Source organism: Variovorax boronicumulans NBRC 103145 (assembly GCF_001591345.1).
GTDB classification, from domain to species: domain Bacteria; phylum Pseudomonadota; class Gammaproteobacteria; order Burkholderiales; family Burkholderiaceae_C; genus Variovorax; species Variovorax boronicumulans.
The window spans coordinates 1-25,313 of sequence record NZ_BCUS01000037.1; the positions used below are offsets into that span (position 1 = coordinate 1).

A 25,313-nucleotide genomic window follows, 5' to 3' on the forward strand; every position below is an offset into this window, starting at 1 on the left:
GGCGTGAGCGACGTGGTCGCCCGCGCGCTCGGCGACCGGCTCGCCACGCAGCTGGGCACCACGGTGATCGTCGACAACCGCGCGGGCGCGAGCGGCGCCATCGGCATGGACGCCGTGGCCAAGGCCGCGCCCGACGGTGCGACGCTGGGCTTCTCGGCCATCAGCCCGCTGGTGCTGAGCCCGCACCTGGGCAAGCTGCCGTTCGATCCGCTGAAGGACATCGTGCCGGTGGCCAGCGTGATGTATTCGCCCGTGCTGCTGGTGGCCACGCCGGCCAGCAAGGCGAAGGACTTTCGCGCCCTGATCGCCGAAGCCAAGGCGCAGCCCGGCGCGGTGCGCTGGGCCACGTCGGGGCCGGCCTCGCTCGGGCACATCGTGCTCGAGCAAGTGCGCGCGACGGCCGGCGTGGACATCACGCACGTGCCGTACAAGGGCGGCGGCCAGCAGCTCAACGATGCGCTGAGCGGGCAGTTCGAGATCCTGTCGACCAACGCCAGTCCGACGCTCTCGGCGCACATCCAGTCGGGCAAGCTGCGCCCGCTGGCGGCCGGCGCACCCGCGCGGCTCGACAGCCTGCCGCAGGTGCCCACGCTGGCCGAACTGGGCTACAGCGCGGCCAACATCCATTCGCTGTTCGGCGTGTTCGCGCCCGCGGGCACGCCGGCGGCGCTGGTCGCGAAGTACAACGCCGAGATCAACAAGGCGCTCGCCAGCCCCGAGCTGCGCGCCAAGCTCACGGCCACCGACAACGTGCCCGCCCCGGGCACGCCGGCCGCCTTCGCCAAGGAAATCGCCAGCGAGTTCGAAAGCAACGGCCGCATCGTGAAGGCCGCGGGCATCAAGGCCGATTGACCCCGGCGCTTGCAGGGGCGGGTTTCCCTACCTTATAGTAGGTAGATGCACGACGCTTCCACCCTGGCCCCCGGCGGCACCCGCGATCAGATCCTCGCGGTGGCGCGCGGGCTCATCGAAACCCGTTCGTACCTGGGCTTCAGCTTCCAGGACGTGGCCAACGCGGTGGGCGTGCGCAAGGCCAGCCTGTACCACCACTTTCCCACCAAGGAGGCGCTGGGCATCGCGGTGATCCAGGGCGCCACGCAGGGCTTCAAGGACTGGGTGGCGGCGCGCGCGCGCGAGCCCAAGGACGCGCTCGAATCCTATTTCCGCATGTACCGCAACACGCTGAAGGCCGGCGCCGGCCTGTGCCCCGCGGGCGCGCTGGCGCCGGGCTGGGACTGCATCAACGAAGACCTGCGCCAGGCCGTGCAGGCCCTGCGCAACACGCAGGTGATGTGGCTCACCGGCGTGCTCGGCGCGCTGGTGCCGGCGCAGGCGCAGAAAGACAACCCCGTGGCCTCGCTCGCGGCCTTCGTGTTCTCGTCGTGCCAGGGCGCGCTGCTCGCGTCGCGCATGACGGGCCGCGTCGAAGACTTCGACGACGCCATCGCGCAACTGCGGCGCGCGCTGCCGCTGGACTGACCGATCCGTTTCACCACGGGCACGCCAGGCGTGCCTTTTTTGAACCCCGAAGCCTACCGATTGGAAGGTAGTTTTTCTCCAAGGAGTGTTCCCATGAAAGCCGTGATTTCCGCCTACGCCCGTTCCCCGTTTCACTTCGCTAAGAAGGGCGCGCTGGCCGAAGTGCGCCCCGACACGCTCGCCGCCGGCGTGGTGCAGGGCCTGCTGCAGCGCACCGACCTCGACCCGGCGCTGCTCGAAGACATCATCCTGGGCTGCGCCTACCCCGAGGCGTCGCAGGGCAACAACCTGGCGCGCATCGTCGGCCTGCTGGCCGGGCTGCCGCACGAGGTGGGCGGCATGACGGTGAACCGCTTCTGCGGCTCGTCGATGCAGGCCGTGCACATCGCCGCCGCGCAGATCGAGGCGGGCATGGGCGACGCCTTCCTGTGCGTGGGCGTGGAGTCGATGACGATGGTGCCGCAGGGCGGCTTCAACTTCTCGCCCAGCCCCGAGCTGCTGGCCAGCACCGATGCCTACATCTCGATGGGCGAGACCGCCGAGAACGTCGCGCAACGCTGGAACGTGAGCCGCGCCGACCAGGAAGCACTGGCCGTCGAATCGCACCGCAAGGCGACCGAGGCGCGCGCGCAGGGCCGGCTGGCCGGCGAGATCGTGCCGGTGCGCCTGGCCTCCGGTGAGGTGGTCGATGCCGACGGCTGCATCCGCCCCTCGACCTCGGCCGAGGCGCTGGCCAACCTCAAGCCCGCGTTCCGCCCCGACGGCGTGGTGACGGCCGGCACCTCGTCGCCGCTGACCGATGGCGCGGCGGTCGTGCTGGTCACCAGCGACGCCTTCGCCGCCAAGCACGGCCTGAAGCCGCTGGCGCGCATCCGCTCGTTCGCGACGGTGGGCGTCGACCCGGCCGTCATGGGCATCGGCCCGATTCCTGCCACGCGCAAGGCGCTGGCACGCGCAGGCCTGAGCGTGGCCGACCTCGACGTGGTCGAGACCAACGAGGCCTTCTCGTCGCAGGCGCTGGCCTGCATCCGCGACCTCGGGCTCGACCCGGCCACCGTCAACCTCGACGGCGGCGGCCTGGCCATCGGCCATCCGCTGGGCGCCACCGGCGCGCGCATCACGGGCAAGGCGGCTGCGCTGCTGGCGCGCGAGAACGGCCGCTACGCGCTGGCCACGCAATGCATCGGCGGCGGGCAGGGCATCGCCACCATCCTCGAGCGCGTCTGATCGTCCGAGAATGACGGGCAACGCAACAAGGAGACTTCCATGGACAAGCTGTATCTCGAAGACCTGAAGGTCGGCGACCGTTTCCAGAGTGGCGAACACCTGCTCGACGCGGCGCAGATCAAGGCCTTCGCGCAGCAGTTCGACCCGCAGCCCTTCCACACCGACGAAGAGGCCGCCAAGAACACCTTCTTCGGCGGGCTGGCCGCGAGCGGCTGGCACACGGCGGCGCTCACCATGAAGCTGCTGGTCGACAGCGGCATCCCGCTGGCCGACGGCATCATCGGCTCGGGCGGCGAGCTGCAGTGGCCCAAGCCGACGCGGCCCGGCGACGTGCTGCATGTGGTGAGCGAAGTGGTCGACATCACGCCCTCGCGCTCCAAGCCCGGTCGCGCGATGGTCTCGATGCGCTGCCAGACACGCAACCAGCGCGGCGAGGTGCTTCAGTACTTCACGCCGAAGCTGGTGGTGCACAGCCGCACCGCGACGTCCTGAATCTCAGACGACGCGCAGGCCCAGTTCCTCGACCAGCGCGGCGGCCTGCCGGTGGGAGATGGTCGCGCCCTTGAACGGCGCGGCGTTGGCCAGCCGCAGGCCGCCCAGGTCCACGTCGCGCAGGTCGGCGCCTTCGAAGCGCGCGAGCTTCAGGTGCGCGTTGCGCAGGCTGCCGCCTTCGAAGACGGTCTCGCGGAAATCGCAACCCGAGAGATCGGCCTCCGACAGGTCGAGCTGCGCGAGCGTCTGCTTGCGGAACGACAGGCCGCGCAGGTGCGCGTCGACCAGCAGCGAATCCTTGAACACCACGCCCAGCGCCGACACCTCGCCGAAGTGCGCGCCGGTGAGCTTCACGCCCGTGAAGAGCGCCGAGGCCAGCTTGGCGCGCGCCCACTGCGTGTTGTTGAGGTCGCAGTCCTGGAAGCGCGCGTTCGTGAGGTCGGCCAAGCCGAAGTCGGCCTGGCGCGCGCGGCAGCCGACCCAGCGCGTGTCCGCCAGCTGTGCGCGGTCGAAGGTGGTTTCGGCAAAGCTGCACAGCGTGAACTGCGCGCCGCGCAGGTCGAGGCGCGACAGGTCGGCCTCGTCGAAATGGCAGCGTTCGAAATGCGGCGGCGTGTCGCGGCCCTGCAGGCAGGCCTGCAGCTCGGCGCGTGACCAGGTCTGGTCGGAAATCACTTCGGTCATTCGGGGCGGGACTCGGTCAGCGCGCGCAGCTCTGCGGGGCTGAAGCCCGCCCGGCCGCGTGCTTCGAGGTTGAAAGGCGGCTTGTGGCGCGGCGCGTCGTAGCGCGCGACCAGGGCCGGGTAGTTGGCTTCGGCGTCGAGCCCGGCGCGCTCGCACAGCCAGCGGTACCAGTGGTTGCCGATGGCCACGTGGCCCACTTCGTCGCGCAGGATGATGTCGAGGATCTCGACCGCGCGCAGCGCGTCGGGCGTGTTCACGCGCTTGAGCTTGGACTGGATCAGCGGCGTGGCGTCGAGCCCGCGCGCTTCGAGCGTGCGCGGCACCAGCGCCATGCGCGCGAGCACGTCGTCCTTGGTCTTCTCGCACATGTTCCACAGGCCGTCGTGGCCCGGAAAGTCGCCGTAGCGCCAGCCCATGGCCTGCAGGTGCGTGTGCAGCAGCGTGAAGTGCTGCGCCTCCTCGTCGGCCACGCGCAGCCAGTCGCGGTAGTAGGCCTCGGGCATGCCGTCGTAGCGCCACACGGCGTCCAGCGCGAGGTTGATCGCGTTGAACTCGATGTGGCAGATCGAATGGATCAGCGCGGCGCGGCCTTCGGGGGTGAAGGGCGAGCGCTTCTGCACGGCGGTGGCGGCCACGCGCAGCGGGCGTTCGGGACGGCCCGGCACGCCTTCATCGTCGCCGGGCGTGCGCAGGGGCTCGAGTGCTATGGAAATGGTAGCTGCCTGTGCAGCCGTGGCGCGCGTGGCGGCCACCTTGTCGTCGGGGTCTGTCAGGCGCAGCGCGGCCAGCGCGCTCAATCGGGGGTGCATCCCTACAATTCTAGTTTTGCCCCTCCGGAGACAACCACGATGGCGATTTACGAATTGGATGGCGTTGCCCCGCGCCTTGGCGAAGGCGCATGGGTCGCGGACAGCGCCCAGGTCATGGGCAACGTCGAACTGGCCGAGAACGCGAGCGTCTGGTTCGGCGCCGTGCTGCGCGGCGACACCGAGGTGCTGACCATCGGGCGCAACAGCAACATCCAGGACCTGTCGGTGCTGCACGCCGATATCGGCTGCCCGCTGACCATCGGCGACAACGTGACGGTGGGGCACCAGGTGATGCTGCACGGCTGCACCATCGGCGACAACTCGCTGATCGGCATCCAGGCGGTGGTCTTGAATAACGCCAAGATCGGCCGCAATTCGATCGTTGGCGCCGGCAGCGTCGTGACCGAGGGCAAGGAGTTTCCCGACAACTCCCTCATCATCGGCTCGCCCGCCAAGGTGGTGCGCACGCTCGACGATGCCGCCGCCGCCAAGCTGCGGCAAAGCGCCGAGCACTACGTAGAAAACGCCCATCGCTTCGCGAAGGGCCTGAAAAAAATCGCCTGACCCGCGCAGGCACAGACAGAAAGATTCCGTTTTGAGCGAGCTGCACAAATTCCTGTTCGATGGCCTGCCGGTGCGCGGCATGATCGTGCGCCTGACGGATGCGTGGCAGGAGATCCTTGCGCGGCGCGCCTCCAACACCGCCACCGGCCCGTACCCGCCGCCGGTGGCCGAACTGCTCGGCGAGATGACGGCCGCGGCCACGCTGATGCAGGCCAACATCAAGTTCAACGGCGCACTCATCCTGCAGATCTTCGGCGACGGCCCCGTGAAGGTGGCCGTGGCCGAGGCCAAGCCCGACCTGAGCCTGCGCGCCACCGCCAAGGTGATCGGCGACCTGCCGGCCGACGCGCGCCTGCCCGACATGGTCAACGTGAACAACAAGGGCCGCTGCGCCATCACGCTCGACCCGAAAGACAAGCTGCCCGGCACCACGCCGTACCAGGGCGTCGTGCCGCTGTTCGGCGACGACGGCCAGAAGCTGGGCAAGCTCAGCGACGTGCTGCAGCACTACATGCTGCAAAGCGAACAGCTCGACACCACGCTGGTGCTTGCCGCCGACGACAAGGTGGCGGCCGGCCTGCTGATCCAGCGCCTGCCCATCAAGGGCGAGGGCAACCTCGAAGGCACCTCGCAGCAGACGCACGACGAGGCGCACCAGGACCAGATCGGACGCAACGAGGAATACAACCGCATCTCGATCCTGGCGTCGAGCCTCACGCGCGACGAGCTGCTCACGCTCGACGTCGAGACCATCCTGCGCCGCCTGTTCTGGGAAGAGAAGCTGCTGCGCTTTGAACCGCAGGCCGGCCTCCTGGGCCCGCACTTCGCCTGCACCTGCGGCCGCGAGCGCGTGGCGCAGATGATCCGTGGGCTGGGGGTGGAAGAGGCCGAGGAAATCCTCGCCGAGCGCGGCGACATCGAGGTCGGCTGCGACTTCTGCGGCAAGCAGTACCGCTTCGACGCGGTCGATACCGCGCAGCTGTTCAAGCCGCTGGGCGACCAGCTGCCGGGCAGCCCGGTCGTCCAGTAGGCGCGACGCGGTTCAAGCGGGCTGCAGCGGTTGCCGCAGCACCTTGACCATCGCGGCCAGGCGCTCGTTGCCCAGGCCCGCGCGCAGCGCGCGCTCGAACTGCCCCATCAGGAAATCCGGAAAGCCCGCGTCGAGCTGCGCTTCGCGCGCCTGCTTCACGAAGAGCCGGCCCGAGCCCGCGCAGGTGGCCATCGAGCTCTCGGGCTCGCCGTACCGGCCGGCGTGGATCGCCTCGCCCTCGGCCTGGATCATTTCGCCGAGCACCGGTGAGATCGCGCCGATCATCTGCGCGAACCCGTCCACGGGCAGCCCTTCGGCCTCGCAGATGCGCACGCCGTGAAAGAACCCACTCATCGCGCCGAACATGCACGACAGCGTGGCCAGGTCCCAGGCCGCGGCGTTGCCGATCGGCTCGCCCATGTGCTGGATGTTGCCGGCGATGGCTTCGAGCAGCGGCCGGCAGGTGGCGAGGGCGCGTGCCTCGCCGGAGATGAAGAGCGGCGTGTCGGGCCGGCCGATCTGCCCCGGCGTGGCGAGCAGGGCGCCGTCGAGGTACGCCACGCCACTGAGCGCGGCCCAGTCGTCGCGCGCGTCCTGCGGCGTGCCGGTGCTCAGCTGCACCAGCACCTTGCCGCGCAGAGCGTCGTGAACGCCGGGCGCGGCGAGGATCGCGCGCGACGCCGGGTAGTCGGCCACGCAGACCAGCACGACGGGGCTCGCCTGCACGGCGGCCAGAGCGGTCGGTGCGAGCACCGTGCCCTGGTTCAACAGAGGCTTTGCGCGCTCGGCGGTACGGTTCCACACCGTCAGCGTGAACTTCGACGATTGAAGGGCGCGCGCGAGGGCAACGCCCATGGGGCCGAGGCCGATGAGGGAAACGTCGGTCATGTTGTGAGGTCCTTGGTGAGAGATCGGATCAAGCGGCAGCCGGCGTCAGGCCCTGGCCCAGCCCGCCGTCGACGGTGAGGCGTGCGCCCGTCGTGAAGGTCGCCTCGAAGGCGAAGAACAGCACCGCGCGCGCCACTTCGGCCGAGGTGCCGTGGCGCCGCATCGGCGTGATCTGGTCGCCCAGGCGCATGAACTCGGCGCGCTCCTCGGCGCTCGCGTCGGTCACGCCGAGCGTGGGCGTGTCGATGAAGCCGGGGCTCACCACGTTCACGCGGATGCCGCGCGTCACCAGCTCGGCCGCGAAGCCCGAGGCCATCGAGCGCAGCGCGGCCTTCGTGGCGCTGTAGACGCTCATGCCGTGCATGCCGCCTTCGTCCGCGATGGACGAGGTGAAGACGATGGCGCTGCCCGCCGGCATCAGCGGCGCCAGGCGCTGCACGGTGAAGAACGGACCCTTGGTGTTGACGGCGAAGGCACGGTCGTAGCCGGCCTCGGTCACCTGCTCGAAGGGCTCGAGCGACGAGATGCCCGCGTTGATGTGCAGCAGGTCGATGCGGCCGAAGCGCTCGCGCACCGTGGCGGCGAGGGCGTCGATGTCGGGCAGCGAGGCCGTGTCGGATGCCAGCACATGGGCGCGCGGGCCGAGCACGCGGCGTGCGGCCTCCAGGTTCTGCGGGTTGCGGCCGGTCACGAGCACGTCGGCGCCGCCGTCGAGTAGCGCCTGCGCGGTGGCCAGGCCCATGCCGAGGGTGCCGCCGGTGATGACGGCCTTCTTGCCTGCGTAGGGGGTGTGGGGTGTGGTGTTCATGGCCGTCGATGATCCGGATCGCACGGCTTTCGGTCGCGCACGTTCGGCCGTGGGGGAGCACAAACGGCCGACGGCAAGCGCGCCGCGCGCGGCCCATAATGTTTCGATGAGCGATACCGATCTGGACACCGATCTGCACGGGCACGGTGGCGCGGCGTCCGAGGTGGCGCTGTCGGCCGACAGCTTCGTCGCGCCGCCCGCCACCGACAGCCTGCGCGTCGACGTGCGCCAGACCCCCGGCGGCGTGGTCGGCTACGAGGCGCTGCCCGATCACCGCCTCAAGCTGCACGCGGGCGCGCCGGTGGCGGGCGCCTGCCAGTTCCACCGCTTTCTCTACACGCGCGGCGACCTCGACATCCTGCCGGCCGGCAGCACCGACATCTGGCATGAAGAGTCGCCGAGCACCTCGGTCGTGGTGCGCATGGCGCCCGCGCTGCTGGTGCGCACGGCCGACGAGATGGGCCTGCCGGCCGAGCGCGCGGTGCTCGGCGAGCGCCACCAGTTCCGCGACCCGCAGATCGAGCACATCGCCTGGGCGCTCGACGCCGAGCGGCGCGCGGGCTTTCCCAACGGCCGGCTCTACACCGACAGCCTGGGCACCGCGCTCGCGGTGCAGCTGATCGCGGCCGGCCCGCAGGTGGCGCCGTCACCTGTACAGGGGCTGACGCGGTTGCAGCTGAAACGCGTCACGGAGTTCATCGAGGCGCACCTGGACGGCGACCTGTCGCTGGCCGCGCTGGCCGAGGTCGCAGGCCTGAGCGCCTCGCACCTGAAGACGCAGTTCAAGCGCTCCACTGGCCAGGCGGTGCATGCCTACGTGGTGCATCGCCGCGTCGACCGCGCGCGCAGCCTGCTGCTGAACAGCGAGCTGCCCGCCAGCCTCGTGGCGCTCGAGAGCGGCTTCTCGCACCAGAGCCACATGGCGCGCTGCATGCGCCGCGTGCTGGGCCTCACGCCCGGCGAGGTGCGGCGCGCGACCTGAGCTCAGCGCGCTTCGTCGTCGAAGCCGCCGAATGCGATGTCGGGCGCGCTGGTGTTGTGCTTGGAGGGCAGGCTGCGGCCGAAGCGCACTTGCGTGGCGTTCAGCGTCTTCACCTCGGGCAGCGGCAGCGCCTGCTCCGCCGCCTGCGGCGAGGCCTGCCAGCGCACCTCGCTCATGTCGGCGTTGTCGGGCGCCACGTACATCGAGCGCAGCACCGCGAAGGGTTGCTTCGCACTTGCTGTGGGTTGGGAGAGCGTCACGTCGAGCGCGGTGCGGGTGCGGCTGATCTCGGTCACGCGCGCCACAGCGCTGCCGCCGTCGGTGAAGCGCAGGTGGATGGCCAGCGGTTTCGGCACGACGCGGATCGACGCGATGTCCACCACCGGTCGCCCGGCCTGCACGACCGGGCCGAGCAGGAACGACGAACCGTACACGCCGTCGCCGAAGCGCGCCTCGGGCAGCGGCTTGAGGCGCCAGTAGCCGTCGGACGGGTACAGCACGATGGCCTCGAGCGCCTTGCCGTTTTCCTTCTTGAATACCTGCAGCAGGTGAAAGCCGCGGTCGTGGCGCGCGCCGACCTGCACCGGCACGCGCGCCGGACGCCAGAAGGTCGGCAGCGTCATGCCGACGATGCGCCACTGCGCGTTGTCGAGCAGCACGACGGTGCGTTGCTTGAAGCGGTGCGCCGGGTCGGTGGGGTGCGCGCCGCCGTCGAAATTGCAGCCCGAAAAATCGGGCGCGGTGACGTCGTTGCCGATGCTGCCGAGGTAGCTGGGCTGCAGTGCTTCGATGCGCAGGCGGCGGATGCCGTCGCCGCGCAGCACCATCGACACGTTGTCTTCCTCGGCGCAGGCCGTGGGGGTGGTGGCGTTCTCGACGGTGGCGGCAACGGGGGCCGCAGAAGCCGCGCCGGAGGTCAGCAGCAGGGCGAGGAAAGTGGCGGCGGGAGCGCGCGAGGCAAGGCGCGCAGCAATCGAAACGGGCATCGGGTCTCCGTTAAAGGGGAGAGGGCGCGCGAACGCGCAGGAGCCGAAAGGCTCAGGTGGGGTCGCGGCGCGCCATCAGGTCGCTGAAGAGCTTATGTTCGCATTCCGGGTCGGAGCACTTCTCGCAAGGCCATGTCCACGAGGCGGGCTTGGCGTCTCGGCGGGTGCGCGTGCGGGCACGGCCTTCGCTGCCGGCGATGGTGTTGATCGCATTCCAGGCATTCGCCAGCCGTTCTCCACCGCTGCCATGCACCACGGCGTACGAGAGCCCGGCGCGCGAGAGCGCGGCGCGCACCAGCGTGTCGGTCGGCTGGCGCGCATGCGGGCCGTCGCGCATGTCGTCGGCCACCCAGGGCAGGTCGAGCGCGGTGAGCAGCGTGATGGCATAGCGCCGCTGCGCGGCCAGGGCGCTGTCGTAGAGCGAGGTATCGGCGAACAGCTGCTCGCTGTAGACCGCCGTCATGAGCGCCGTGGTGTCGGCCACCACCACGCCCGTGGCGGCGGCGGCGTCGATGCGGCGCCTCTGTTCGTCGGCGATGACCTGCTGCTCGTCGGGGCGCGGCGTGCGGCCTTCGCGTTCGCACCATTCGCGCAGGTACTCGCCCACCAGCGTGACGGGCGTGCCGCGGTCTTGCAGGCGCTGTGCGATGGCGCGCGAGAGCTCGGTCTTGCCCGTGCTCTCGGCGCCCACGAGTGCGATGACGCAGCCGGTCGGCAGGTTCGGCGTCATGCCGGCACCGCCTTCGTCGTGGCCTTCGGCAGGCGTCGCTGCCATGCCAGGAAGCCGGCCACGCTGAGCACGGCGAACACCGCGTACAGCGCTGTCGTGAGCCACAGGCCTTTGTGGATGAACAGGCCCACGCTGACCACGTTCACGGCCAGCCAGATGAGCCAGTTCTCGATGAACTTGCGTCCGAGCAGGAACTGCCCGACCAGGCTCAGGCCGGTGACGAAGCCGTCCCACCAGGGCACGTCGGTGTTGGTGAAGCGGCGCAGGAAGAGGGCGACCACGGGCCACGCAATGGCGCAGGCCACGAGGGCGTACGCGGTCCCGCGCGGCGACAGCCGGCTGACCCGCAAGGCGCTGCCCTCGGCGCGAAAGCCGCGCAGCCATTGCGCCCAGCCCCACAGGGCGACGAAAGCGAAGAAAACTTGAAGGGCGGCGTCGCCGTAGATGCGCGCGTTGGCGAACACCACCACGTAGAGCAGCGAGCTGACGATCGCCAGCGGCCAGCCCCAGTGGATCTCGCGCATGTTGCAGCCGACCATCACGAGCGCGAGCGCGGAGGCCACGAGCTCGAGCCAGGTGACGGGAGAACCCCACAGCGCAAAGGCGGAGGCCGAAAGGAACTCGGGGAGGAGGTTCACACCGAGGCTGTGCGTCTTTCGGGTCGCTCCGTGAACCTCACGCGGTCTGGTCGTGGGACACCGCGGAACCGGCTTTGCCGGGCCGCTGGTGTCGCCCCCTGGAAGGGGGTTGGCGAAGCGACACGAAGTGCGCGGAGACTGGGGGTCATCCGATTACCTCGCGATCTGCACGAAGACTTCGTTCGGTTTGACCATGCCGAGTTCCGCGCGGGCGCGTTCCTCGACCATCTCGAGGCCGTCTTTCAGGTCATTGACTTCGGACGCAAGCCGCTCGTTGTTGAGGGCGGCCTTGGCGTTGGCGTCCTTCTGGTCGGCCAGCTGGGTTCTGAGCTGGGCGACCTCGCGCACGCTGCCGCGCCCGTTCCACAGCTGCCACTGCAGGATGACCAGCAGCAGCACCAGGATGAGAGGAGGGACGAAGCGCGCGCGCATGCAGGCTGCGAGGCGCTACTTGAGGTTGTAGAACGCGCCGCGGCCCGGGTAGACGGCGATGTCGCCGAGGTCTTCTTCGATGCGCAGCAGCTGGTTGTACTTGGCGATGCGGTCCGAACGCGACAGCGAACCGGTCTTGATCTGGCCGGCGTTGGTGCCCACGGCGATGTCGGCGATGGTGCTGTCTTCGGTTTCGCCCGAGCGGTGCGAGATGACGGCCGTGTAGCCCGCGCGCTTGGCCATCTCGATGGCGGCGAAGGTTTCGGTCAGCGTGCCGATCTGGTTGATCTTGATCAGGATCGAGTTGGCGATGCCCTTGTCGATGCCTTCTTGCAGGATCTTGGTGTTGGTGACGAACAGGTCGTCGCCCACCAGCTGCACGCGCTTGCCCAGGCGTTCGGTCAGGTGCTTCCAGCCGTCCCAGTCGCCTTCGTGCATGCCGTCTTCGATGCTGATGATCGGGTACTTGTCGACCCAGGTCGCGAGCATGTCGGTCCAGCTCTCGGCCGTGAGCGACAGGTTTTCGCCCGACAGCACGTACTTGCCGTCCTTGTAGAACTCGCTGGCCGCGCAGTCCAGGCCCAGGGCGATCTGTTCGCCGGCGGTGTAGCCGGCCTTGTCGATGGCTTCCAGGATCAGCTGGATGGCCGCTTCGTGGCTCTCGACGCTGGGTGCGAAGCCGCCTTCGTCGCCCACGGCCGTGCTGATGCCGCGGTCGCCCAGGATCTTCTTCAGGGCATGGAACACTTCGGCGCCGTAGCGCACGGCCTCGCGGAAGCTCTTGGCGCCCACGGGGATGATCATGAACTCTTGCAGGTCCAGGCTGTTGTTGGCGTGCGCGCCGCCGTTGATGACGTTCATCATCGGCACCGGCAGTTGCATGCCGCCCATGCCGCCGAAGTAGCGGTACAGGGGCAGGCCCGACTCTTCGGCCGCGGCGCGGGCCACGGCCATCGACACGGCGAGCGTGGCGTTGGCGCCCAGGCGGGCCTTGTTGTCGGTGCCGTCCAGGTCGATCATCGTGCGATCGAGGAAGGCCTGTTCGCTGGCGTCCAGGCCCAGCACGGCCTCCGAGATCTCGGTGTTGATGTTCTCGACGGCCTTCAGCACGCCCTTGCCGAGGTAGCGGCTCTTGTCGCCGTCGCGCAGCTCGATGGCCTCGCGCGAACCGGTCGAAGCGCCCGAGGGCACGGCCGCACGGCCCATGGTGCCCGACTCGAGCAGCACGTCGCACTCGACGGTGGGGTTGCCTCGGCTGTCGAGAATTTCGCGGCCGACGATGTCAACGATTGCACTCATCTCTATCTCTTTCTCTGGGTCTCTTGGTGGAGTGGACTGGCAAAAAACGGAATCAAAGGCCTTCGACCGCGATCATGTTCATGATGGCGGCGCCGGCACGCGCTTCACGCGCTTTCAGGTATTCGGGCGTCTCGTAGAAGGCCTTGGCCTTCTCGAAGCTGGGGAATTTGAGCACGACGACGCGGGTGGGCTTCCAGTCGCCTTCGAGCGGCTGCACCTGGCCGCCGCGCACGCAGACTTCGGCGCCGTGCGCCTGCATCGCGACGCTCGACCACTTCTTGTATTCCTCGTACTGCGTCGGGTTGGTGACTTCGACGTGGGCAATGACGTAACCGCTGCTCATGCTTGAAAACTGTCCTCGAGGAATGCGTTCTTCTTGGTGACCCGGTCGAGCGCGACGAGCGTCTCGAGCAGGGCCTTCATGTGCTTGAGCGGCACGGCGTTGGGGCCGTCGCTCAGGGCTTTGTTCGGATCGGGGTGCGTCTCCATGAAGAGACCGGCCACGCCCACGGCCACGGCCGCGCGCGAGAGCACCGGCACCATCTCGCGCTGGCCGCCCGAGCTGGTGCCCTGGCCGCCGGGCAATTGCACCGAGTGCGTGGCATCGAACACCACGGGCGCTTTCGTCTCGCGCATGATCGCCAGCGAGCGCATGTCCGAGACGAGGTTGTTGTAGCCGAAGCTGGCGCCGCGTTCGCAGGCCATGAAGCTGTCTTCGTCCAGGCCGGCTTCCTTGGCGGCAGCGCGGGCCTTGTCGATCACGTTCTTCATGTCGTGCGGCGCGAGGAACTGGCCCTTCTTGATGTTCACCGGCTTGCCCGACTGCGCCGCGGCATGGATGAAGTCGGTCTGGCGGCACAGGAAGGCGGGCGTCTGCAGCACGTCGACCACCTTGGCGGCCTCGGTGATGTCCTCGTGGGTGTGCACGTCGGTCAGCACGGGCAGGCCGAGTTCACGCTTCACCTTGGCCAAAATTTCGAGGCCCTTGTCGCGACCCGGGCCGCGAAAGCTCGTGCCCGAGGAGCGGTTGGCCTTGTCGAAGCTGCTCTTGAAGATGAACGGGATGCCCAGCGACGCCGTGATTTCCTTCAACGTGCCGGCCGTGTCCATCTGCAACTGTTCGGATTCGACCACGCACGGGCCGGCGATCAGGAAGAAAGGCTGGTCCAGCCCGATGTCGAATCCGCAAAGCTTCATGCCACTGCCTTGAGCGTCTTGTTGGTGCTGCCCGCGCCCTTGTCCTTGTGGTCGAGCGCCGCCTTGATGAAGGCGTTGAACAACGGATGGCCGCCCCACGGCGTTGACTTGAACTCAGGGTGGAACTGCACGCCCATGAACCACGGGTGCACGTTCTGCGGCAGCTCGACGATTTCGGTGAGGTGTTCGCGCTGCGTGAGCGCCGAGATCACGAGGCCGGCGTTGCGCAGCTCGTCCAGGTAGTTGACGTTGGCTTCGTAGCGGTGGCGGTGGCGCTCGGTGACCACGTCGCCGTAGATGCTGTGTGCCAGCGTGCCGGGCGAGACGTCGGAGCTTTGCGCGCCCAGGCGCATGGTGCCGCCGAGGTCGGACTTCTCGTCGCGCGTCTTCACGGTGCCGTCGCGGTCCTTCCACTCGGTGATCAGCGCGATCACGGGGGTGGGTGTTTCCGGGTCGAACTCGGTGCTGTTGGCGTTCTTCAGGCCAGCCACGTGGCGGGCGTACTCGATGGTGGCGACCTGCATGCCCAGGCAGATGCCCAGGTAGGGCACCTTCGATTCGCGGGCGAAGCGGGCGGCCGAGATCTTGCCTTCCACGCCGCGCTGGCCGAAGCCGCCGGGCACAAGGATGGCATCGTATTTCGCCAGGCGCGACACGTCTTGCGCCGTGATGGTCTCGGAGTCGATGTAGTCGATCTTCACGCGCGCATGGTTCTTCATGCCGGCGTGGCGCAGCGCCTCGTTGAGCGACTTGTAGCTGTCCGACAGGTCGACGTACTTGCCGACCATGGCGATCGACACTTCCTGTTGCGGATGCTCGACCTCGTACACAAGCTCGTCCCAGCGCGTGAGCTTGGCGGGCGGGGTGTTGATGCGCAGCTTGTCGCAGATCAGGCCGTCCAGGCCCTGTTCGTGCAGCATGCGGGGCACCTTGTAGATGGTGTCCACGTCCCACATGGAGATCACGCCCCATTCGGGCACGTTCGAGAACAGCGAGATCTTCGCGCGCTCGTCGTCGGGGATCGGGCGGTCGGCGCGGCACAGCAGGGCGTCGGCCTGGATGCCGATGGCGCGCAGTTCCTTGGCGGTGTGCTGCGTGGGCTTGGTCTTGAGCTCGCCGGCGGCGGCGATCCAGGGCACGTAGCTCAGGTGCACGAAGGCCGAGTTGTTCGGGCCCATGCGCAGGCTCATCTGGCGCACGGCTTCCAGGAAGGGCAGCGACTCGATGTCGCCCACGGTGCCGCCGATTTCGACGATGGCCACGTCCACTTCATGCGCCGTGCCGATGCCGGCGCCGCGCTTGATGTATTCCTGGATCTCGTTGGTGATGTGCGGAATGACCTGGACGGTCTTGCCGAGGTAGTCGCCGCGGCGTTCCTTCTCGAGCACGGTCTTGTAGATCTGGCCGGTCGTGAAGTTGTTGGCCTTGCGCATCCGCGTGTTGATGAAGCGCTCGTAGTGGCCGAGGTCGAGGTCGGTCTCGGCGCCGTCATCGGTGACGAACACTTCGCCATGCTGGAACGGTGACATCGTGCCGGGGTCGACATTGATGTACGGATCGAGCTTGATGAGGGTGACTTGGAGGCCGCGCGATTCGAGGATCGCGGCGAGCGAGGCGGAGGCGATTCCCTTGCCAAGGGAAGATACGACACCACCGGTGACGAAGACAAATTTGGTCATGCCAGTTCCGGACGCGTGAATCCGGGCAGTGGGAAATTGCGATTATAGGTGTCCCCTTTGTGCCTCCACGGCCGAAGGCCATCCGGTTCCTGATCTTGTCGGTATGTGAGCAACAATATGTCCCATGCAAGATCTCGCCGGCAAACACATCGTCCTCGGACTCACAGGGGGCATCGCCTGCTACAAATCGGCCGAGCTGTGCCGCCTGCTCGTGAAGGCGGGCGCCACCGTCCAGGTCGTGATGACCGAGGCGGCCGAGCAGTTCATGACGCCGGTCACCATGCAGGCGCTCTCGGGGCGCACCGTCTACACCTCGCAGTGGGACGCCCGCGAGCCCAACAACATGCCGCACATCAACTTGAGCCGCGAGGCCGATGCGATCGTGTTGGCGCCCTGCAGCGCCGATTTCATCGCGCGGCTGGTGCAGGGCCGCTCCGACGAGCTGCTGAGCCTGCTGTGCCTGGCACGCCCGACCGACCGCGTGCCGCTCTTGATCGCCCCGGCCATGAACCGCGAGATGTGGGCCCATCCGGCCACCCAGCGCAACCTGATGCAGGTGTCGGCCGACGGCGCGACCGTGCTGGGCGTGGGCAGCGGCTGGCAGGCCTGCGGCGAAACCGGCGACGGGCGCATGCTCGAACCGGCGCAGCTGCTCGAGGACATCACGGCCTTCTTCCAGCCCAAGCTGCTGGCGGGGCAGAAGGTGCTCGTCACGGCCGGCCCGACCTTCGAGGCGCTGGACCCGATTCGCGGCATCACCAACCATTCGTCCGGCAAGATGGGTTTCGCCATCGCCCGCGCGGCGCGCGAGGCCGGTGCCGAGGTCACGCTGGTGGCCGGCCCGGTGCACCTGCCGACGCCGCGCGGCGTGAGCCGCATCGACGTGCTGTCGGCACAGGAGATGCTCGAAGCCACCACCCGTGCTGCGCAGGTAGCTAGCATTTTTGTAGCAACGGCCGCCGTGGCCGACTGGCGCCCGGCGACGCACAGCGACCAGAAGATCAAGAAGGACGGCAGCGGCCAGACGCCGGTGCTGCACTTCGTCGAGAACCCCGACATCCTGCTCACGGTGGCCAAAAGCGAACGCGCACAGGCCAGGAAGCTGTTCTGCGTGGGCTTCGCCGCCGAGAGCGAGAACCTCGCCGAGCACGCCAAGGCCAAGCGCGAGCGCAAGGGCATTCCGCTGCTGGTGGGCAACATCGGCCCGCTGACCTTCGGGCAGGACGACAACGCCTTGCTGCTGGTGGACGCGAAGGGCGTGCGCGAGCTGCCCCGCGCGCCCAAGCTCCGGCTGGCGCGCGAGTTGATGATGGAGATTGCAGCGCGACTTCCTGATTGGAGGGCCTGATGAACACCGAATCCAACACACCACCCAACGGCGACTTCGCCCGCTACGTGGAGCAGCTGTCGGCGCGGGCCGGCCAGTCGGCCCGCGTCCCGGGCAAGGAGTCCGAGCACGGGCTGGACGTCGGCATGACGCCTTCGCCCGGCGCGCAGGGCACCGTGGCCACGCGGCGCGAATCGCCGGGTGGCGAGGCCGCGAAGGCAGACGGCAGCAAGGCCATCCCCCTGGGCACGCTCAAGGTGCTGGCCGGCATGGGGGCGATGGTGTTCCTGGTGCTGTGGGCCATCGGCGTGCCGCTCTCCGTGCTGGTCCTGGGCGCGGCCGCGGCGGCCTGGTTCGGCAAGCGTTTTCTCAAGGGGCTCAACCTGAGGCCCGGGGTCGCCAAGTGGCAGCAGGTGCTCGAAGAGGCCGCCCGCAGGCAAAAAGAACAGCAACAGAAATAAACAAGGCAGCAAGTCAGTGAAAGTAGACGTCCGAATCCTCGATCCGCGCATGGTGGATCAATTGCCCGCGTATGCCACCCCCGGAAGCGCCGGCCTCGACCTGCGGGCCTGCCTCGATGCCCCGGTCACGCTCGAACCCAATGCCTGGCAACTGGTGGGCACCGGCATCGCGATCCACCTGGCCGATCCGGCCTATGCGGCGCTGATCCTGCCGCGCTCGGGCCTGGGCCACAAGCACGGCATCGTGCTGGGCAACCTCGTCGGCCTGATCGACAGCGACTACCAGGGCGAGCTGAAGGTCAGCGCCTGGAACCGCAGCAACACGCCCTTCGTGCTGCAGCCGATGGAGCGGCTCGCGCAGCTGGTGATCGTGCCGGTGGTGCAGGCGCAGTTTCGCGTGGTCGCCGAGTTCGAGGCCTCGCAACGCGGCGAGGGCGGCTACGGCTCGACGGGCAAGCACTGAGCCTTTGCCCCAGCAAAGCTGAAGGGCACCTGAGTATCCAAGGCGTAAAGAACGGAACCGCCGGCGCGTGGTTCGTCTCGAAGGTTTCAGCGTGTGTCTTTCGTCATCGCGGCTTCGGCTGAGGCGTTAGACACAGGCAGGCATGCAGCCCGTCCGGGCGCGTGCTGTTTTCTTCGAGGAGCCTCTTTCATGAACATCTCAATGCGCTTCATTTCCGTCACGGCGTCCGTGCTCGCACTGGCCACGCTCACGGCCTGTGTCGCGCCGGCCCCGGTCTACCAGACCTCGCGCTACCCCTACCAGGCCCCGCCGCGGGCGATCCAGTACCAGGAAGCCGCCTACGTCGAGTACGGCCACGTGGCCAACATCGAGGTACTGCGCAGCGAAACCGCAGGCGTCGGCACCACGGGTGGCGGTGCCATCGCGGGCGGCCTCATTGGCGGCGTGGTGGGCAACCAGTTCGGACGCGGCAACGGCCGTGCCGCAGCCACTGCGCTCGGCCTCGTGGGCGGCGCCTTGCTGGGCAACACCATCGAGGCCCAGCAGAACGGCCCGCGCGCCTACGAGAGCTACCGCGTCTCGGTGCAGACCGACCGCGGCGGCTACCGTGCCTTCGACGTGCAAAACCCGGGCGACCTGCGCATCGGCGACCGCGTGCGCATCGACAACGGGCACATCTCGCGCATGTAAGCGGTCGGCCGCGCGCGCAAAGAAAAAAGCCGGGCACTGCCCGGCTTTTGCTTTGTGGAGTGGCGTGGTTTCAGTGCAGCATCTGGCCGCCCGGCGCCATCGGCGGGACCTTGAAGAAGGCGGTGCCTGCCGTGCCGCGGCCGACTTCTTCTTCGGTGGCTTCACGCACCGAACGCACCGTGATGTCCAGGCGGATCGCGATGCCCGCCAGCGGGTGGTTACCGTCGAGCACGAGGTGGTCGGGATAGATCTCGGCCACGGTGTAGATCGCGTCCTTGGGCATGGCCTCGCTCACGCCCTTGGGCAGGGCGGAGCCGTCGAAGGTCATGCCTTCTTCGGTGCCTTCGGGGAACAGCGAACGCGGCTCCAGGAAGAGCAGCTGGTCGTTGAAGTCGCCGAAGCCCTGCTCGGGCTCGATCTGCAGTTGCACGCGCGCGCCGGGCTCATGGCCCTGCAGGGCGGCCTCGATCACGTCGAAGAGGTCGTCGCCGCCCACCATGAATTCCACCGGCTCGTCGAGCACGTCCAGCACATCGCCGAGCGTGTCTTTCATGGTCCAGGTCAGGCCGACCACGCATTGTTCAGAGATTTCCATTGCAGAATTCTCCCATGGAGATCAATCAACCGCTGCCTTTGCTTGGCGGCCTGAGTCCCGCGCAGTTCATGCGCCGGTACTGGCAAAAGAAACCCCTGCTGATCCGGCAGGCCGTTCCCTCGATGGTGCCACCGATCGACCGCCCCGCGCTGTTCGCGCTGGCGGAGCGCGAGGGCGTCGAGTCGCGCCTCATCCGGCATGGGAAGGCCGGCTGGTCGCTCAAGCACGGCCCGCTGACCCGCCGCGCGCTGCCGCCGCTGAAGCAGCCGGGCTGGACGATGCTGGTGCAGGGCGTCGACCTGCACCACGACGGCGTGCACGAGCTGCTGCGGCAGTTCCGCTTCCTGCCCGACGCGCGCCTGGACGACCTGATGATCAGCTACGCGAGCGACACCGGCGGCGTCGGCCCGCATTTCGACAGCTACGACGTGTTCCTGCTGCAGGCGCAGGGGCGGCGCCGCTGGTCCATCGGCAAGCAGTCCGACCTGCGGCTGCAGCCCGACGTGCCGCTCAAGGTGCTCGAGCACTTCGAGCCCGAGCAGACCTTCGTGCTCGAGCCCGGCGACATGCTTTACCTGCCGCCCAAGTACGCCCACGACGGCGTGGCGGTGGGCGACGACTGCATGACGTACTCGATCGGGCTGCGCTCGTCTGCCGTGGGCGAGCTGGGCGCCGACCTGCTGGCGCGCGTGGCGCAGGCCTATGCCGAAGATCTGGAAGACGCGGGCCCGGCCGAACTGGCGCGTTATCGCGACCCATCGCAACCTGCCGTCGAGGCCCCGGCCGCGATGCCGGCCGCGCTGCAGGATTTCGCGCGCAAGGCCGTCGAGGCCGCGCTGCGCGACCCCGACGCCATCGACCGCGCGCTGGGCGAATCGCTCACCGAGCCGAAGGCCAACGTCTGGTTCGGCGAGGGCAACGAAGTGCCCGAGGTGCTGCGCGAGGTCGCGCTTGATCGCCGCACGCGCATGCTCTACGACGCGCGGCACATCTACATCAACGGCGAGAGCTTCCGCGCGAGCGGGGCCGACGCCACGCTGATGCGGCGGCTGGCCGACCAGCGCGCGCTCGGTGCGCGCGAGCTGGCCCGCGCCAGCGAGGGCGCGCGGGCGCTGCTGGGCGAGTGGTGCGAGGCGGGCTGGCTGCATGCCGAATGAAGGCGCCGTACCGGCCCTGAGCGAAGGCCGCTTCGATGGTCGCGAGGCGTTCGCCGACCTCGTTCGCGGGGCTTTGTCCGCCGCCGCGCACCAGGGCTGGAACGAGATCGTCTTCAGCGACCCCGACTTCGCCGACTGGCCGCTGGGCGAGCGCGCCAGCATCGAGGCGCTGCAGGCCTGGTCGGCCAGCGGGCGCCGCCTGTTGCTGCTGGCAGGGCGCTTCGACCTGATCGAGCGCGGCCATGCGCGCTTCGTGACGTGGCGCCGCACCTGGGACCACATCGTCGAATGCCGCGCGGCAGGCCGCTCAGGCACGGCCGAGGAGGTGCCCAGTGCCTTCTGGACGCCCACTTGGTGCCTGCACCGCATCGACCCCGAGCGCAGCCGCGGTGTCTGCAGCAGCGAGCCGCGTGCGCGGCGCGACCTGCGCGAAAGCCTCGACGAGCGCTGGCGCCAGGGGCGACCGGCCTTTCCCGCCTCCACGCTCGGCTTGTAAGCCAATGCCGCAAATACACCCCCGCGACATATCCGGGCGGGGTTGGCGGTCTAGAATTTTTTGGTTCCAGACCTTCATTGCCAAAGGAGTCCTCATGAAGAAGTCGTCGTCCGTCCTGATTGCCTCGTTGATCGCCGCTGCCGCCCTGGTGGCCTGCGGAAAGAAAGAGGACGCCGCCCCCGCGGTCGTGACCCCGCCGCCCGCTCCCGTGACCGAACCCGCACCCGCCGCACCGCCAGCCGCCGCGCCTGCATCGGCACCGTCGGCCGCCGCCTCGTCGGCCCTGGACGCCGCCAACGCCGCGACCGAAGCCGCCAAGAAGGGCGAGGCACCGAAGCAGTAATTCCGCTGCAGGTCCGCACCATGCAAAAAGCCGCCCTCGGGCGGCTTTTTCATTGGGGGAGGGCGATGCCCCGCCTGCTCAGACGTCGAGCCAGGGCGAGCCCTCGGCGGCGGTCGCCGTGAGCATCTCGGCCTCGTCGCCGCCCAGTGCCTCGGCCATGAGGCGTCGCACGATCTCGGGCCGGTTGTTCTGCTCGCTCAGGTGCGCCGCGACCACGTGGCGCAGCCCGTCGTGAAGCACGGCACGCGCGATCTCGGCGGCCGCGGTGTTCGACAGGTGGCCGTAGTTGCCGCCCACGCGCTGCTTCAGGAACGACGGGTAGGCCGAGCCGGCGAGCAGATCGCTGTCGTGGTTGAACTCCAGCAGCAGTGCATGCGCGCCGCGCAGCCGGGCCAGCACATGGCTGGTGGCGTGGCCCAGGTCGGTCAGCACGCCCAGCGTGCGGTTGCCGTCGGTGCAGCGCAGTTGCAGCGGCTCGCGGGCGTCGTGGGGCACGGTGAAGGGCTGCAGGCAGAGGTCGCCGACGGTGAACTCGGCGTCGTCGCGCGCCAGGTGCAGGCGGCCTTCGTAATCGCGCCCGCCGGTGGCAAGCCACGTGCCTTCGCTCATCCAGACGGGGATGCGGTCGCGCAGCGACAGGGCATGGGCGCAACCGATGTGGTCGCCATGCTCGTGGGTGATGAAGACGGCGTCGAGGTCTGCGGCAGCCAGGCCCGCCTGGGCCAGGCGCCGGTCGAGCTGGCGGATGCCGAAGCCGCAGTCGACGAGGAGGCGGGTGGTGCGGCCGGCGCTGGTCGTTGCTTCGACCAGCGCGGCGTTGCCCGTGCTGCCGCTGCCGAGGCTTCGGAAGCGGAGCATGGGGCTTACTTCAGGTCGTCGGCAATGACCTTGACGATGCGCTGCGCGTTGGCCGAGGTTTCGGGCGCGCCGGCGTCGTTCAGAACCGAGACCGTGGTGGCTTCGCCCTGGCTCTTGACCGAGATGCGGAACTTGATCGGCGCTTCGTCCTTCTTGGAGCTGAACAGCTTGCCGAAGAAGCCGTCGTCCTTCTTGTCGGGGTTCGGCGTCACGTAGCGCACGTAGTAGGTGCCGGCGCTGCGATCGCGGTCTTCGACGGTGAAGCCGGTGCGGTCCAGGGCCAGGCCGACGCGGCGCCATGCGCGGTCGAAGCCTTCGCTGATCTGCACGACCGGCTGGTTGCCGACGGTGGCCACGGTGGCGGTCTTGGGCGCCGCGGTGGTCGCGGCGAGGATCTTCGACTGCTCTTGCGACACACCGAGCTTGACCATCAGGCGGCGCAGGAACTCGGTCTCGAGCTCAGGATCGCTCGGGCGGGGCTGCCACACGGTCTGGTCCTGGCGGGAGTTGTTGTAGACCTCCTGCATGCCGCGGTGGCTGACGAAGATCTCGGTGCCGTTGGTGCTGCGCTCCAGGCGGGTGCGGAAGCGATCGAGTTCGCCGGTCGAGTAGACCGAGTCGACCAGCTTGCCCAGCGTGCCGCGGATGATGTCCTGCGGCAGCTTGGCGCGGTTCTCGGCCCAGTCAGTTTCCATGATGCCCAGGTTGCGCTGGTCGGTGGTCAGCAGGAAGCCGTTTTCCTGCCAGAAGTCCTTGACGGGCTCCCAGAGCTGGTCGGGCGTGCGGTTGATGACGATCCAGCGCTGCGTGCCCGAGCGTTCCATGCGCACGTCGCCGATGTTGGCCACGGCGGTGGGGATGCCCGGTGCGTTCGCGATGCCGGCCTGGTAGGCGTTGGCGGTGACGGCGCCGCCCGGCACTGCGTAGCGGTTGTCGCGCGAGAGCTGGGAAAGGTCGGGTGGGACTTCGAGCGTCGGGGCCTTGCCTGCGCTCTTGTAGTCGATCTTGTCGCTCTCGAGGACGGAGCAGGCGGCGAGGCTGGCAACGAGGGCCAGCAGTGCAAGTCGCGAAATGTTCTTCAACGTCGTCTTCCTTGGTGGAATGGTTCGGTCAATCGATGGGCCCCAGCGCCCCGCCCTCTCTGAGCACCGTTGCGGCAAAAGGTTGCTTGACCTTGCTGCGAACAGGGGGAAAGGGCGGACGGGAGGCGGTGTGATCGGTGGGGAAACCCGGGCTCGGTCAGTCCTTGAGCAGGCCGGTGGCGCGCAGGGCGCCCTCGACCGCCGGGCGGCTCGCTTCGCCGAGTTCCGTGAGCGGCAGCCGCAGGGCGCCGCCGCACAGACCCAGGCGGGCCATGGCCCACTTGAGCGGGATCGGGTTGGGTTCGACGAACAGGTTGCGGTGCAGCGGCATCAGTTCGAACTGCAGCTGCATCGCGCGCTTGACGTCGCCGGCCAGCGCGGCCACGCACAGCTCGTGCATCTTGCGCGGCGCCACGTTGGCCGTGACGCTGATGTTGCCTTGGCCGCCGCACAGCATGAGCGCGACCGCGGTCGGGTCGTCGCCGGAGTAGACGGCAAAGTGTTTCGGCAGGTCGCGGATGAGCCACTGGGCACGCTCGATGTTGCCAGTGGCTTCCTTGATGCCGATGATGCCGGGCACCTGCGCCAGGCGCAGCACGGTGTCGTGCGCCATATCGGCGACGGTGCGGCCGGGCACGTTGTACAGCACCACGGGCAGGTCGCCGACGGCTTCGGCGATGGCCTTGAAGTGCTGGTACTGGCCCTCTTGCGTGGGCTTGTTGTAGTAGGGAACGACCTGCAGCTGCGAGTCGGCGCCGACGCCCTTGGCGAACTTGGCGAGCTCGATGGCTTCCTTGGTCGAGTTCGCGCCGCAGCCGGCCATCACGGGCACGCGGCCCCGGGCCTGCTCGACGGATACGCGGATGATTTCGCAGTGCTCTTCCACATCGACCGTCGGCGATTCGCCGGTGGTGCCGACCACGCCAAGGCAGTCGGTGCCTTCGTCAATGTGCCAGTCGATGAGCCGCCGCAGGGCGGGGTAGTCGACACTGCCGTCGTCGTGCATCGGCGTGACGAGCGCGACGATGCTGCCTGTCAGTTGCTCCAAGGGAATCTCTTTGTCGGTGGACGAAAGCGGCCATTCTACTGACTCCGGCCGGGCCGGAGACAGTTGTGTCGGCCAGCTCAGCTGGCCTTCAGGAAGTGGCGCGGCGGGGCGCCCGCGGCCGCTTCGCCGGGCCGCACGGCGGCAATGCGCTGGACGAAGCGCGCCGGCTCCGGCAGGAAACCGTCTTCATAGGCGATCACCTGCAGGCTGGCGCAGGCCCCGAGCAGCTCGCCCGGCTGCAGCAGGAAGTCGGGCCGCGAGGGCTTGCCGACGGTTTCGTTGCCGGCCGCGAAGGTCTCGTACAGCAGCACGCCGCCCGGCGCCACGGCGGCCACGATGTCGGCCATGCGCGGGCGCCAGAGGTAGTTGGTGACGACCACGGCGCCGAAGCGCTGGGCCGCGAAGGGCCAGGGGCCCGATTCGATGTCGGCCGCCACCACCCGGCCGAAGGCGCCGGCCGCCTCGACGGCCTCGGGCGCCCGGTCGACGCCGGTCGTCGCATGCCCGCGCCCGGCGAACCACTGCATGTGCCGCCCGGACCCGCAGGCCACGTCGAGCACCGTGGCGTTCGGGGCGAGCAGGTGCGACCAGCGCACGATCCATTCGGAGGGCGCCGTGCTCGCATGCACGGGAATTGCTACATCTTTCATAGTGGCCTGGGCCCGTCAAGCGGGCGTTTCGGGGCGAAGTCGTTCAGAAACAGGACCACACCTGGTCGACCAGCGTGACCAGGAACGTCGGATGCACGTACAGCGCGAACACGCCGCCCAGCGCCGCCAGCACGGCGGCGAGCCAGGCGGCCTGGGCCAGGTAGTGGTTGCGTGTGCGGGGCGTCATGGCGATGGCTCCTTGCAAACAAGACAGAAAAG

At 68.7% G+C, this 25,313-nt stretch carries 32 protein-coding genes; 14 read left to right on the forward strand and 18 right to left on the reverse strand.

The annotated features are described in order from the left end of the window. The 4 genes from VBO01S_RS12970 to VBO01S_RS12985 form a co-directional block, all read left to right on the forward strand. Positions 1 to 852: Bug family tripartite tricarboxylate transporter substrate binding protein (locus VBO01S_RS12970; protein WP_062474632.1), on the forward strand; the 852-nt coding region annotated here is incomplete at its 5' end. 45 nt (positions 853 to 897) lie between these two features. Further along, complete coding sequence (locus tag VBO01S_RS12975) at positions 898 to 1,479, forward strand: TetR/AcrR family transcriptional regulator (RefSeq protein ID WP_062474634.1); 582 nt, start codon at positions 898 to 900, stop codon at positions 1,477 to 1,479. A 93-nt stretch (positions 1,480 to 1,572) separates the two neighbouring features. Next, positions 1,573 to 2,706: a thiolase family protein gene (locus tag VBO01S_RS12980; RefSeq protein WP_062474636.1), complete on the forward strand. Its 1,134-nt coding sequence runs from the start codon at positions 1,573 to 1,575 to the stop codon at positions 2,704 to 2,706. 39 nt (positions 2,707 to 2,745) lie between these two features. Further along, entirely contained in the window at positions 2,746 to 3,198 is a 453-nt protein-coding gene (locus tag VBO01S_RS12985) for a MaoC family dehydratase (RefSeq protein ID WP_062474638.1), read from the forward strand. Positions 3,199 to 3,201: 3 nt separating this feature from the next. Here the strand turns inward: VBO01S_RS12985 and VBO01S_RS12990 are convergent, their stop codons facing one another. Continuing rightward, a complete protein-coding gene (locus VBO01S_RS12990; RefSeq protein ID WP_062474640.1) occupies positions 3,202 to 3,882 on the reverse strand; it encodes a pentapeptide repeat-containing protein in 681 nt (226 codons plus the stop codon). Next, a complete protein-coding gene (locus VBO01S_RS12995) occupies positions 3,879 to 4,691 on the reverse strand; it encodes a ferritin-like domain-containing protein (protein WP_062474642.1) in 813 nt (270 codons plus the stop codon). The genes VBO01S_RS12990 and VBO01S_RS12995 overlap by 4 nt, the downstream gene beginning before the upstream one ends. Positions 4,692 to 4,730: 39 nt before the next feature. Here VBO01S_RS12995 and VBO01S_RS13000 point away from each other — a divergent pair, with 39 nt between their 5' ends. Then, positions 4,731 to 5,255, forward strand: coding sequence for a gamma carbonic anhydrase family protein (locus VBO01S_RS13000; RefSeq protein ID WP_062474644.1), 525 nt, complete (start codon positions 4,731 to 4,733; stop codon positions 5,253 to 5,255). A gap of 31 nt (positions 5,256 to 5,286) precedes the next feature. Then, a complete protein-coding gene (gene hslO, locus VBO01S_RS13005) occupies positions 5,287 to 6,285 on the forward strand; it encodes an Hsp33 family molecular chaperone HslO (protein WP_062474645.1) in 999 nt (332 codons plus the stop codon). Between the two features lie 12 nt (positions 6,286 to 6,297). On the opposite strand, the gene VBO01S_RS13010 is transcribed toward hslO, so the two are convergent. Both VBO01S_RS13010 and VBO01S_RS13015 read right to left on the reverse strand, forming a co-directional pair. Then, positions 6,298 to 7,173 carry an NAD(P)-dependent oxidoreductase gene (locus VBO01S_RS13010; protein ID WP_062474646.1) on the reverse strand — a complete coding sequence of 292 codons (876 nt, stop codon included), beginning with the start codon at positions 7,171 to 7,173 and terminating at the stop codon, positions 6,298 to 6,300. A 28-nt stretch (positions 7,174 to 7,201) separates the two neighbouring features. Continuing rightward, positions 7,202 to 7,981: an SDR family oxidoreductase gene (locus VBO01S_RS13015; protein ID WP_062474647.1), complete on the reverse strand. Its 780-nt coding sequence runs from the start codon at positions 7,979 to 7,981 to the stop codon at positions 7,202 to 7,204. Between the two features lie 106 nt (positions 7,982 to 8,087). On the opposite strand from VBO01S_RS13015, the gene VBO01S_RS13020 reads away from it, so the two are divergent. Further along, on the forward strand, positions 8,088 to 8,963 hold the full coding sequence (locus tag VBO01S_RS13020; protein ID WP_062474648.1) for an AraC family transcriptional regulator: 876 nt from the start codon (positions 8,088 to 8,090) through the stop codon (positions 8,961 to 8,963). 2 nt (positions 8,964 to 8,965) lie between these two features. Here VBO01S_RS13020 and VBO01S_RS13025 read toward each other — a convergent pair whose 3' ends face one another. The 8 genes from VBO01S_RS13025 to pyrG form a co-directional block, all read right to left on the reverse strand. Then, positions 8,966 to 9,949 (reverse strand): hypothetical protein, encoded by a 984-nt coding sequence (locus VBO01S_RS13025; protein WP_062474649.1) that lies wholly within the window; start codon positions 9,947 to 9,949, stop codon positions 8,966 to 8,968. Positions 9,950 to 10,001: 52 nt separating this feature from the next. After that, on the reverse strand, positions 10,002 to 10,679 hold the full coding sequence (locus VBO01S_RS13030) for an AAA family ATPase (RefSeq protein WP_062474744.1): 678 nt from the start codon (positions 10,677 to 10,679) through the stop codon (positions 10,002 to 10,004). Further along, positions 10,676 to 11,317 carry a nicotinamide riboside transporter PnuC gene (gene pnuC / locus VBO01S_RS13035; protein WP_062474650.1) on the reverse strand — a complete coding sequence of 214 codons (642 nt, stop codon included), beginning with the start codon at positions 11,315 to 11,317 and terminating at the stop codon, positions 10,676 to 10,678. Before pnuC ends, VBO01S_RS13030 begins: the two co-directional genes overlap by 4 nt. Positions 11,318 to 11,470: 153 nt before the next feature. Further along, a complete protein-coding gene (gene ftsB / locus VBO01S_RS13040; protein WP_062474651.1) occupies positions 11,471 to 11,749 on the reverse strand; it encodes a cell division protein FtsB in 279 nt (92 codons plus the stop codon). Positions 11,750 to 11,764: 15 nt separating this feature from the next. Then, positions 11,765 to 13,048 (reverse strand): phosphopyruvate hydratase, encoded by a 1,284-nt coding sequence (gene eno / locus VBO01S_RS13045; RefSeq protein WP_062474653.1) that lies wholly within the window; start codon positions 13,046 to 13,048, stop codon positions 11,765 to 11,767. A gap of 52 nt (positions 13,049 to 13,100) precedes the next feature. Continuing rightward, a complete protein-coding gene (locus tag VBO01S_RS13050) occupies positions 13,101 to 13,391 on the reverse strand; it encodes a DUF1330 domain-containing protein (RefSeq protein WP_062474654.1) in 291 nt (96 codons plus the stop codon). Then, on the reverse strand, positions 13,388 to 14,245 hold the full coding sequence (gene kdsA / locus VBO01S_RS13055) for a 3-deoxy-8-phosphooctulonate synthase (RefSeq protein ID WP_062474657.1): 858 nt from the start codon (positions 14,243 to 14,245) through the stop codon (positions 13,388 to 13,390). Before kdsA ends, VBO01S_RS13050 begins: the two co-directional genes overlap by 4 nt. Further along, positions 14,242 to 15,924: a CTP synthase gene (pyrG, locus tag VBO01S_RS13060; RefSeq protein ID WP_062474658.1), complete on the reverse strand. Its 1,683-nt coding sequence runs from the start codon at positions 15,922 to 15,924 to the stop codon at positions 14,242 to 14,244. Before pyrG ends, kdsA begins: the two co-directional genes overlap by 4 nt. Before the next feature lie 124 nt (positions 15,925 to 16,048). Here pyrG and coaBC point away from each other — a divergent pair, with 124 nt between their 5' ends. The 4 genes from coaBC to VBO01S_RS13080 all read left to right on the forward strand — a co-directional run bounded on the left by coaBC (position 16,049) and on the right by VBO01S_RS13080 (position 18,865). Beyond that, positions 16,049 to 17,272: a bifunctional phosphopantothenoylcysteine decarboxylase/phosphopantothenate--cysteine ligase CoaBC gene (coaBC, locus tag VBO01S_RS13065; protein ID WP_062474660.1), complete on the forward strand. Its 1,224-nt coding sequence runs from the start codon at positions 16,049 to 16,051 to the stop codon at positions 17,270 to 17,272. Further along, positions 17,272 to 17,712, forward strand: a complete 441-nt coding sequence (locus VBO01S_RS13070; protein WP_062474747.1) for a hypothetical protein — start codon at positions 17,272 to 17,274, stop codon at positions 17,710 to 17,712. The genes coaBC and VBO01S_RS13070 overlap by 1 nt, the downstream gene beginning before the upstream one ends. A 16-nt stretch (positions 17,713 to 17,728) precedes the next feature. After that, on the forward strand, positions 17,729 to 18,175 hold the full coding sequence (gene dut / locus VBO01S_RS13075; RefSeq protein WP_062474662.1) for a dUTP diphosphatase: 447 nt from the start codon (positions 17,729 to 17,731) through the stop codon (positions 18,173 to 18,175). Positions 18,176 to 18,364: 189 nt separating this feature from the next. Beyond that, on the forward strand, positions 18,365 to 18,865 hold the full coding sequence (locus VBO01S_RS13080) for a glycine zipper 2TM domain-containing protein (RefSeq protein ID WP_062474665.1): 501 nt from the start codon (positions 18,365 to 18,367) through the stop codon (positions 18,863 to 18,865). A 70-nt stretch (positions 18,866 to 18,935) separates the two neighbouring features. Here the strand turns inward: VBO01S_RS13080 and VBO01S_RS13085 are convergent, their stop codons facing one another. Next, complete coding sequence (locus tag VBO01S_RS13085; RefSeq protein ID WP_062474668.1) at positions 18,936 to 19,460, reverse strand: FKBP-type peptidyl-prolyl cis-trans isomerase; 525 nt, start codon at positions 19,458 to 19,460, stop codon at positions 18,936 to 18,938. 14 nt (positions 19,461 to 19,474) lie between these two features. Here VBO01S_RS13085 and VBO01S_RS13090 point away from each other — a divergent pair, with 14 nt between their 5' ends. The 3 genes from VBO01S_RS13090 (at position 19,475) to VBO01S_RS13100 (ending at position 21,456) form a co-directional block, all read left to right on the forward strand. Continuing rightward, a complete protein-coding gene (locus VBO01S_RS13090; RefSeq protein ID WP_062474671.1) occupies positions 19,475 to 20,617 on the forward strand; it encodes a cupin domain-containing protein in 1,143 nt (380 codons plus the stop codon). After that, complete coding sequence (locus tag VBO01S_RS13095) at positions 20,607 to 21,113, forward strand: hypothetical protein (protein ID WP_062474674.1); 507 nt, start codon at positions 20,607 to 20,609, stop codon at positions 21,111 to 21,113. Before VBO01S_RS13090 ends, VBO01S_RS13095 begins: the two co-directional genes overlap by 11 nt. A gap of 94 nt (positions 21,114 to 21,207) precedes the next feature. Next, positions 21,208 to 21,456 carry a hypothetical protein gene (locus tag VBO01S_RS13100; protein WP_056583267.1) on the forward strand — a complete coding sequence of 83 codons (249 nt, stop codon included), beginning with the start codon at positions 21,208 to 21,210 and terminating at the stop codon, positions 21,454 to 21,456. A gap of 78 nt (positions 21,457 to 21,534) precedes the next feature. Here the strand turns inward: VBO01S_RS13100 and VBO01S_RS13105 are convergent, their stop codons facing one another. From VBO01S_RS13105 to VBO01S_RS32680, 5 genes are all read right to left on the reverse strand, one after another. Continuing rightward, complete coding sequence (locus tag VBO01S_RS13105) at positions 21,535 to 22,314, reverse strand: MBL fold metallo-hydrolase (protein ID WP_062474678.1); 780 nt, start codon at positions 22,312 to 22,314, stop codon at positions 21,535 to 21,537. 5 nt (positions 22,315 to 22,319) lie between these two features. After that, positions 22,320 to 23,396 (reverse strand): NlpB/DapX family lipoprotein, encoded by a 1,077-nt coding sequence (bamC, locus tag VBO01S_RS13110; protein ID WP_062474681.1) that lies wholly within the window; start codon positions 23,394 to 23,396, stop codon positions 22,320 to 22,322. Between the two features lie 157 nt (positions 23,397 to 23,553). Continuing rightward, entirely contained in the window at positions 23,554 to 24,450 is an 897-nt protein-coding gene (dapA, locus tag VBO01S_RS13115) for a 4-hydroxy-tetrahydrodipicolinate synthase (RefSeq protein ID WP_370680965.1), read from the reverse strand. A 71-nt stretch (positions 24,451 to 24,521) separates the two neighbouring features. Next, positions 24,522 to 25,094, reverse strand: coding sequence for a class I SAM-dependent methyltransferase (locus VBO01S_RS13120; protein ID WP_062474683.1), 573 nt, complete (start codon positions 25,092 to 25,094; stop codon positions 24,522 to 24,524). A gap of 43 nt (positions 25,095 to 25,137) precedes the next feature. Further along, entirely contained in the window at positions 25,138 to 25,281 is a 144-nt protein-coding gene (locus VBO01S_RS32680) for a hypothetical protein (RefSeq protein WP_167395003.1), read from the reverse strand. Between the last annotated feature and the right edge of the window lie 32 nt (positions 25,282 to 25,313).

What these genes read in the sequence shown, in the direction of transcription:
- VBO01S_RS32680 (WP_167395003.1), bottom strand. Translation starts at nt 25,281, where the DNA reads ATGACGCCCCGCACACGCAACCACTACCTGGCCCAGGCCGCCTGGCTC.
- eno (WP_062474653.1), bottom strand. Translation starts at nt 13,048, where the DNA reads ATGAGTGCAATCGTTGACATCGTCGGCCGCGAAATTCTCGACAGCCGA.
- VBO01S_RS13085 (WP_062474668.1), bottom strand. Translation starts at nt 19,460, where the DNA reads ATGGAAATCTCTGAACAATGCGTGGTCGGCCTGACCTGGACCATGAAA.
- VBO01S_RS13105 (WP_062474678.1), bottom strand. Translation starts at nt 22,314, where the DNA reads ATGCTCCGCTTCCGAAGCCTCGGCAGCGGCAGCACGGGCAACGCCGCG.
- VBO01S_RS13010 (WP_062474646.1), bottom strand. Translation starts at nt 7,173, where the DNA reads ATGACCGACGTTTCCCTCATCGGCCTCGGCCCCATGGGCGTTGCCCTC.
- VBO01S_RS13095 (WP_062474674.1), top strand. Translation starts at nt 20,607, where the DNA reads ATGCCGAATGAAGGCGCCGTACCGGCCCTGAGCGAAGGCCGCTTCGAT.
- VBO01S_RS13090 (WP_062474671.1), top strand. Translation starts at nt 19,475, where the DNA reads ATGGAGATCAATCAACCGCTGCCTTTGCTTGGCGGCCTGAGTCCCGCG.
- VBO01S_RS12985 (WP_062474638.1), top strand. Translation starts at nt 2,746, where the DNA reads ATGGACAAGCTGTATCTCGAAGACCTGAAGGTCGGCGACCGTTTCCAG.
- VBO01S_RS12990 (WP_062474640.1), bottom strand. Translation starts at nt 3,882, where the DNA reads ATGACCGAAGTGATTTCCGACCAGACCTGGTCACGCGCCGAGCTGCAG.
- VBO01S_RS13070 (WP_062474747.1), top strand. Translation starts at nt 17,272, where the DNA reads ATGAACACCGAATCCAACACACCACCCAACGGCGACTTCGCCCGCTAC.
- VBO01S_RS13030 (WP_062474744.1), bottom strand. Translation starts at nt 10,679, where the DNA reads ATGACGCCGAACCTGCCGACCGGCTGCGTCATCGCACTCGTGGGCGCC.
- coaBC (WP_062474660.1), top strand. Translation starts at nt 16,049, where the DNA reads ATGCAAGATCTCGCCGGCAAACACATCGTCCTCGGACTCACAGGGGGC.
- VBO01S_RS13015 (WP_062474647.1), bottom strand. Translation starts at nt 7,981, where the DNA reads ATGAACACCACACCCCACACCCCCTACGCAGGCAAGAAGGCCGTCATC.
- VBO01S_RS13020 (WP_062474648.1), top strand. Translation starts at nt 8,088, where the DNA reads ATGAGCGATACCGATCTGGACACCGATCTGCACGGGCACGGTGGCGCG.
- VBO01S_RS12980 (WP_062474636.1), top strand. Translation starts at nt 1,573, where the DNA reads ATGAAAGCCGTGATTTCCGCCTACGCCCGTTCCCCGTTTCACTTCGCT.
- VBO01S_RS13100 (WP_056583267.1), top strand. Translation starts at nt 21,208, where the DNA reads ATGAAGAAGTCGTCGTCCGTCCTGATTGCCTCGTTGATCGCCGCTGCC.
- kdsA (WP_062474657.1), bottom strand. Translation starts at nt 14,245, where the DNA reads ATGAAGCTTTGCGGATTCGACATCGGGCTGGACCAGCCTTTCTTCCTG.
- VBO01S_RS13025 (WP_062474649.1), bottom strand. Translation starts at nt 9,949, where the DNA reads ATGCCCGTTTCGATTGCTGCGCGCCTTGCCTCGCGCGCTCCCGCCGCC.
- ftsB (WP_062474651.1), bottom strand. Translation starts at nt 11,749, where the DNA reads ATGCGCGCGCGCTTCGTCCCTCCTCTCATCCTGGTGCTGCTGCTGGTC.
- VBO01S_RS13050 (WP_062474654.1), bottom strand. Translation starts at nt 13,391, where the DNA reads ATGAGCAGCGGTTACGTCATTGCCCACGTCGAAGTCACCAACCCGACG.
- VBO01S_RS13120 (WP_062474683.1), bottom strand. Translation starts at nt 25,094, where the DNA reads ATGAAAGATGTAGCAATTCCCGTGCATGCGAGCACGGCGCCCTCCGAA.
- VBO01S_RS12995 (WP_062474642.1), bottom strand. Translation starts at nt 4,691, where the DNA reads ATGCACCCCCGATTGAGCGCGCTGGCCGCGCTGCGCCTGACAGACCCC.
- pyrG (WP_062474658.1), bottom strand. Translation starts at nt 15,924, where the DNA reads ATGACCAAATTTGTCTTCGTCACCGGTGGTGTCGTATCTTCCCTTGGC.
- VBO01S_RS13000 (WP_062474644.1), top strand. Translation starts at nt 4,731, where the DNA reads ATGGCGATTTACGAATTGGATGGCGTTGCCCCGCGCCTTGGCGAAGGC.
- VBO01S_RS13080 (WP_062474665.1), top strand. Translation starts at nt 18,365, where the DNA reads ATGAACATCTCAATGCGCTTCATTTCCGTCACGGCGTCCGTGCTCGCA.
- VBO01S_RS12975 (WP_062474634.1), top strand. Translation starts at nt 898, where the DNA reads ATGCACGACGCTTCCACCCTGGCCCCCGGCGGCACCCGCGATCAGATC.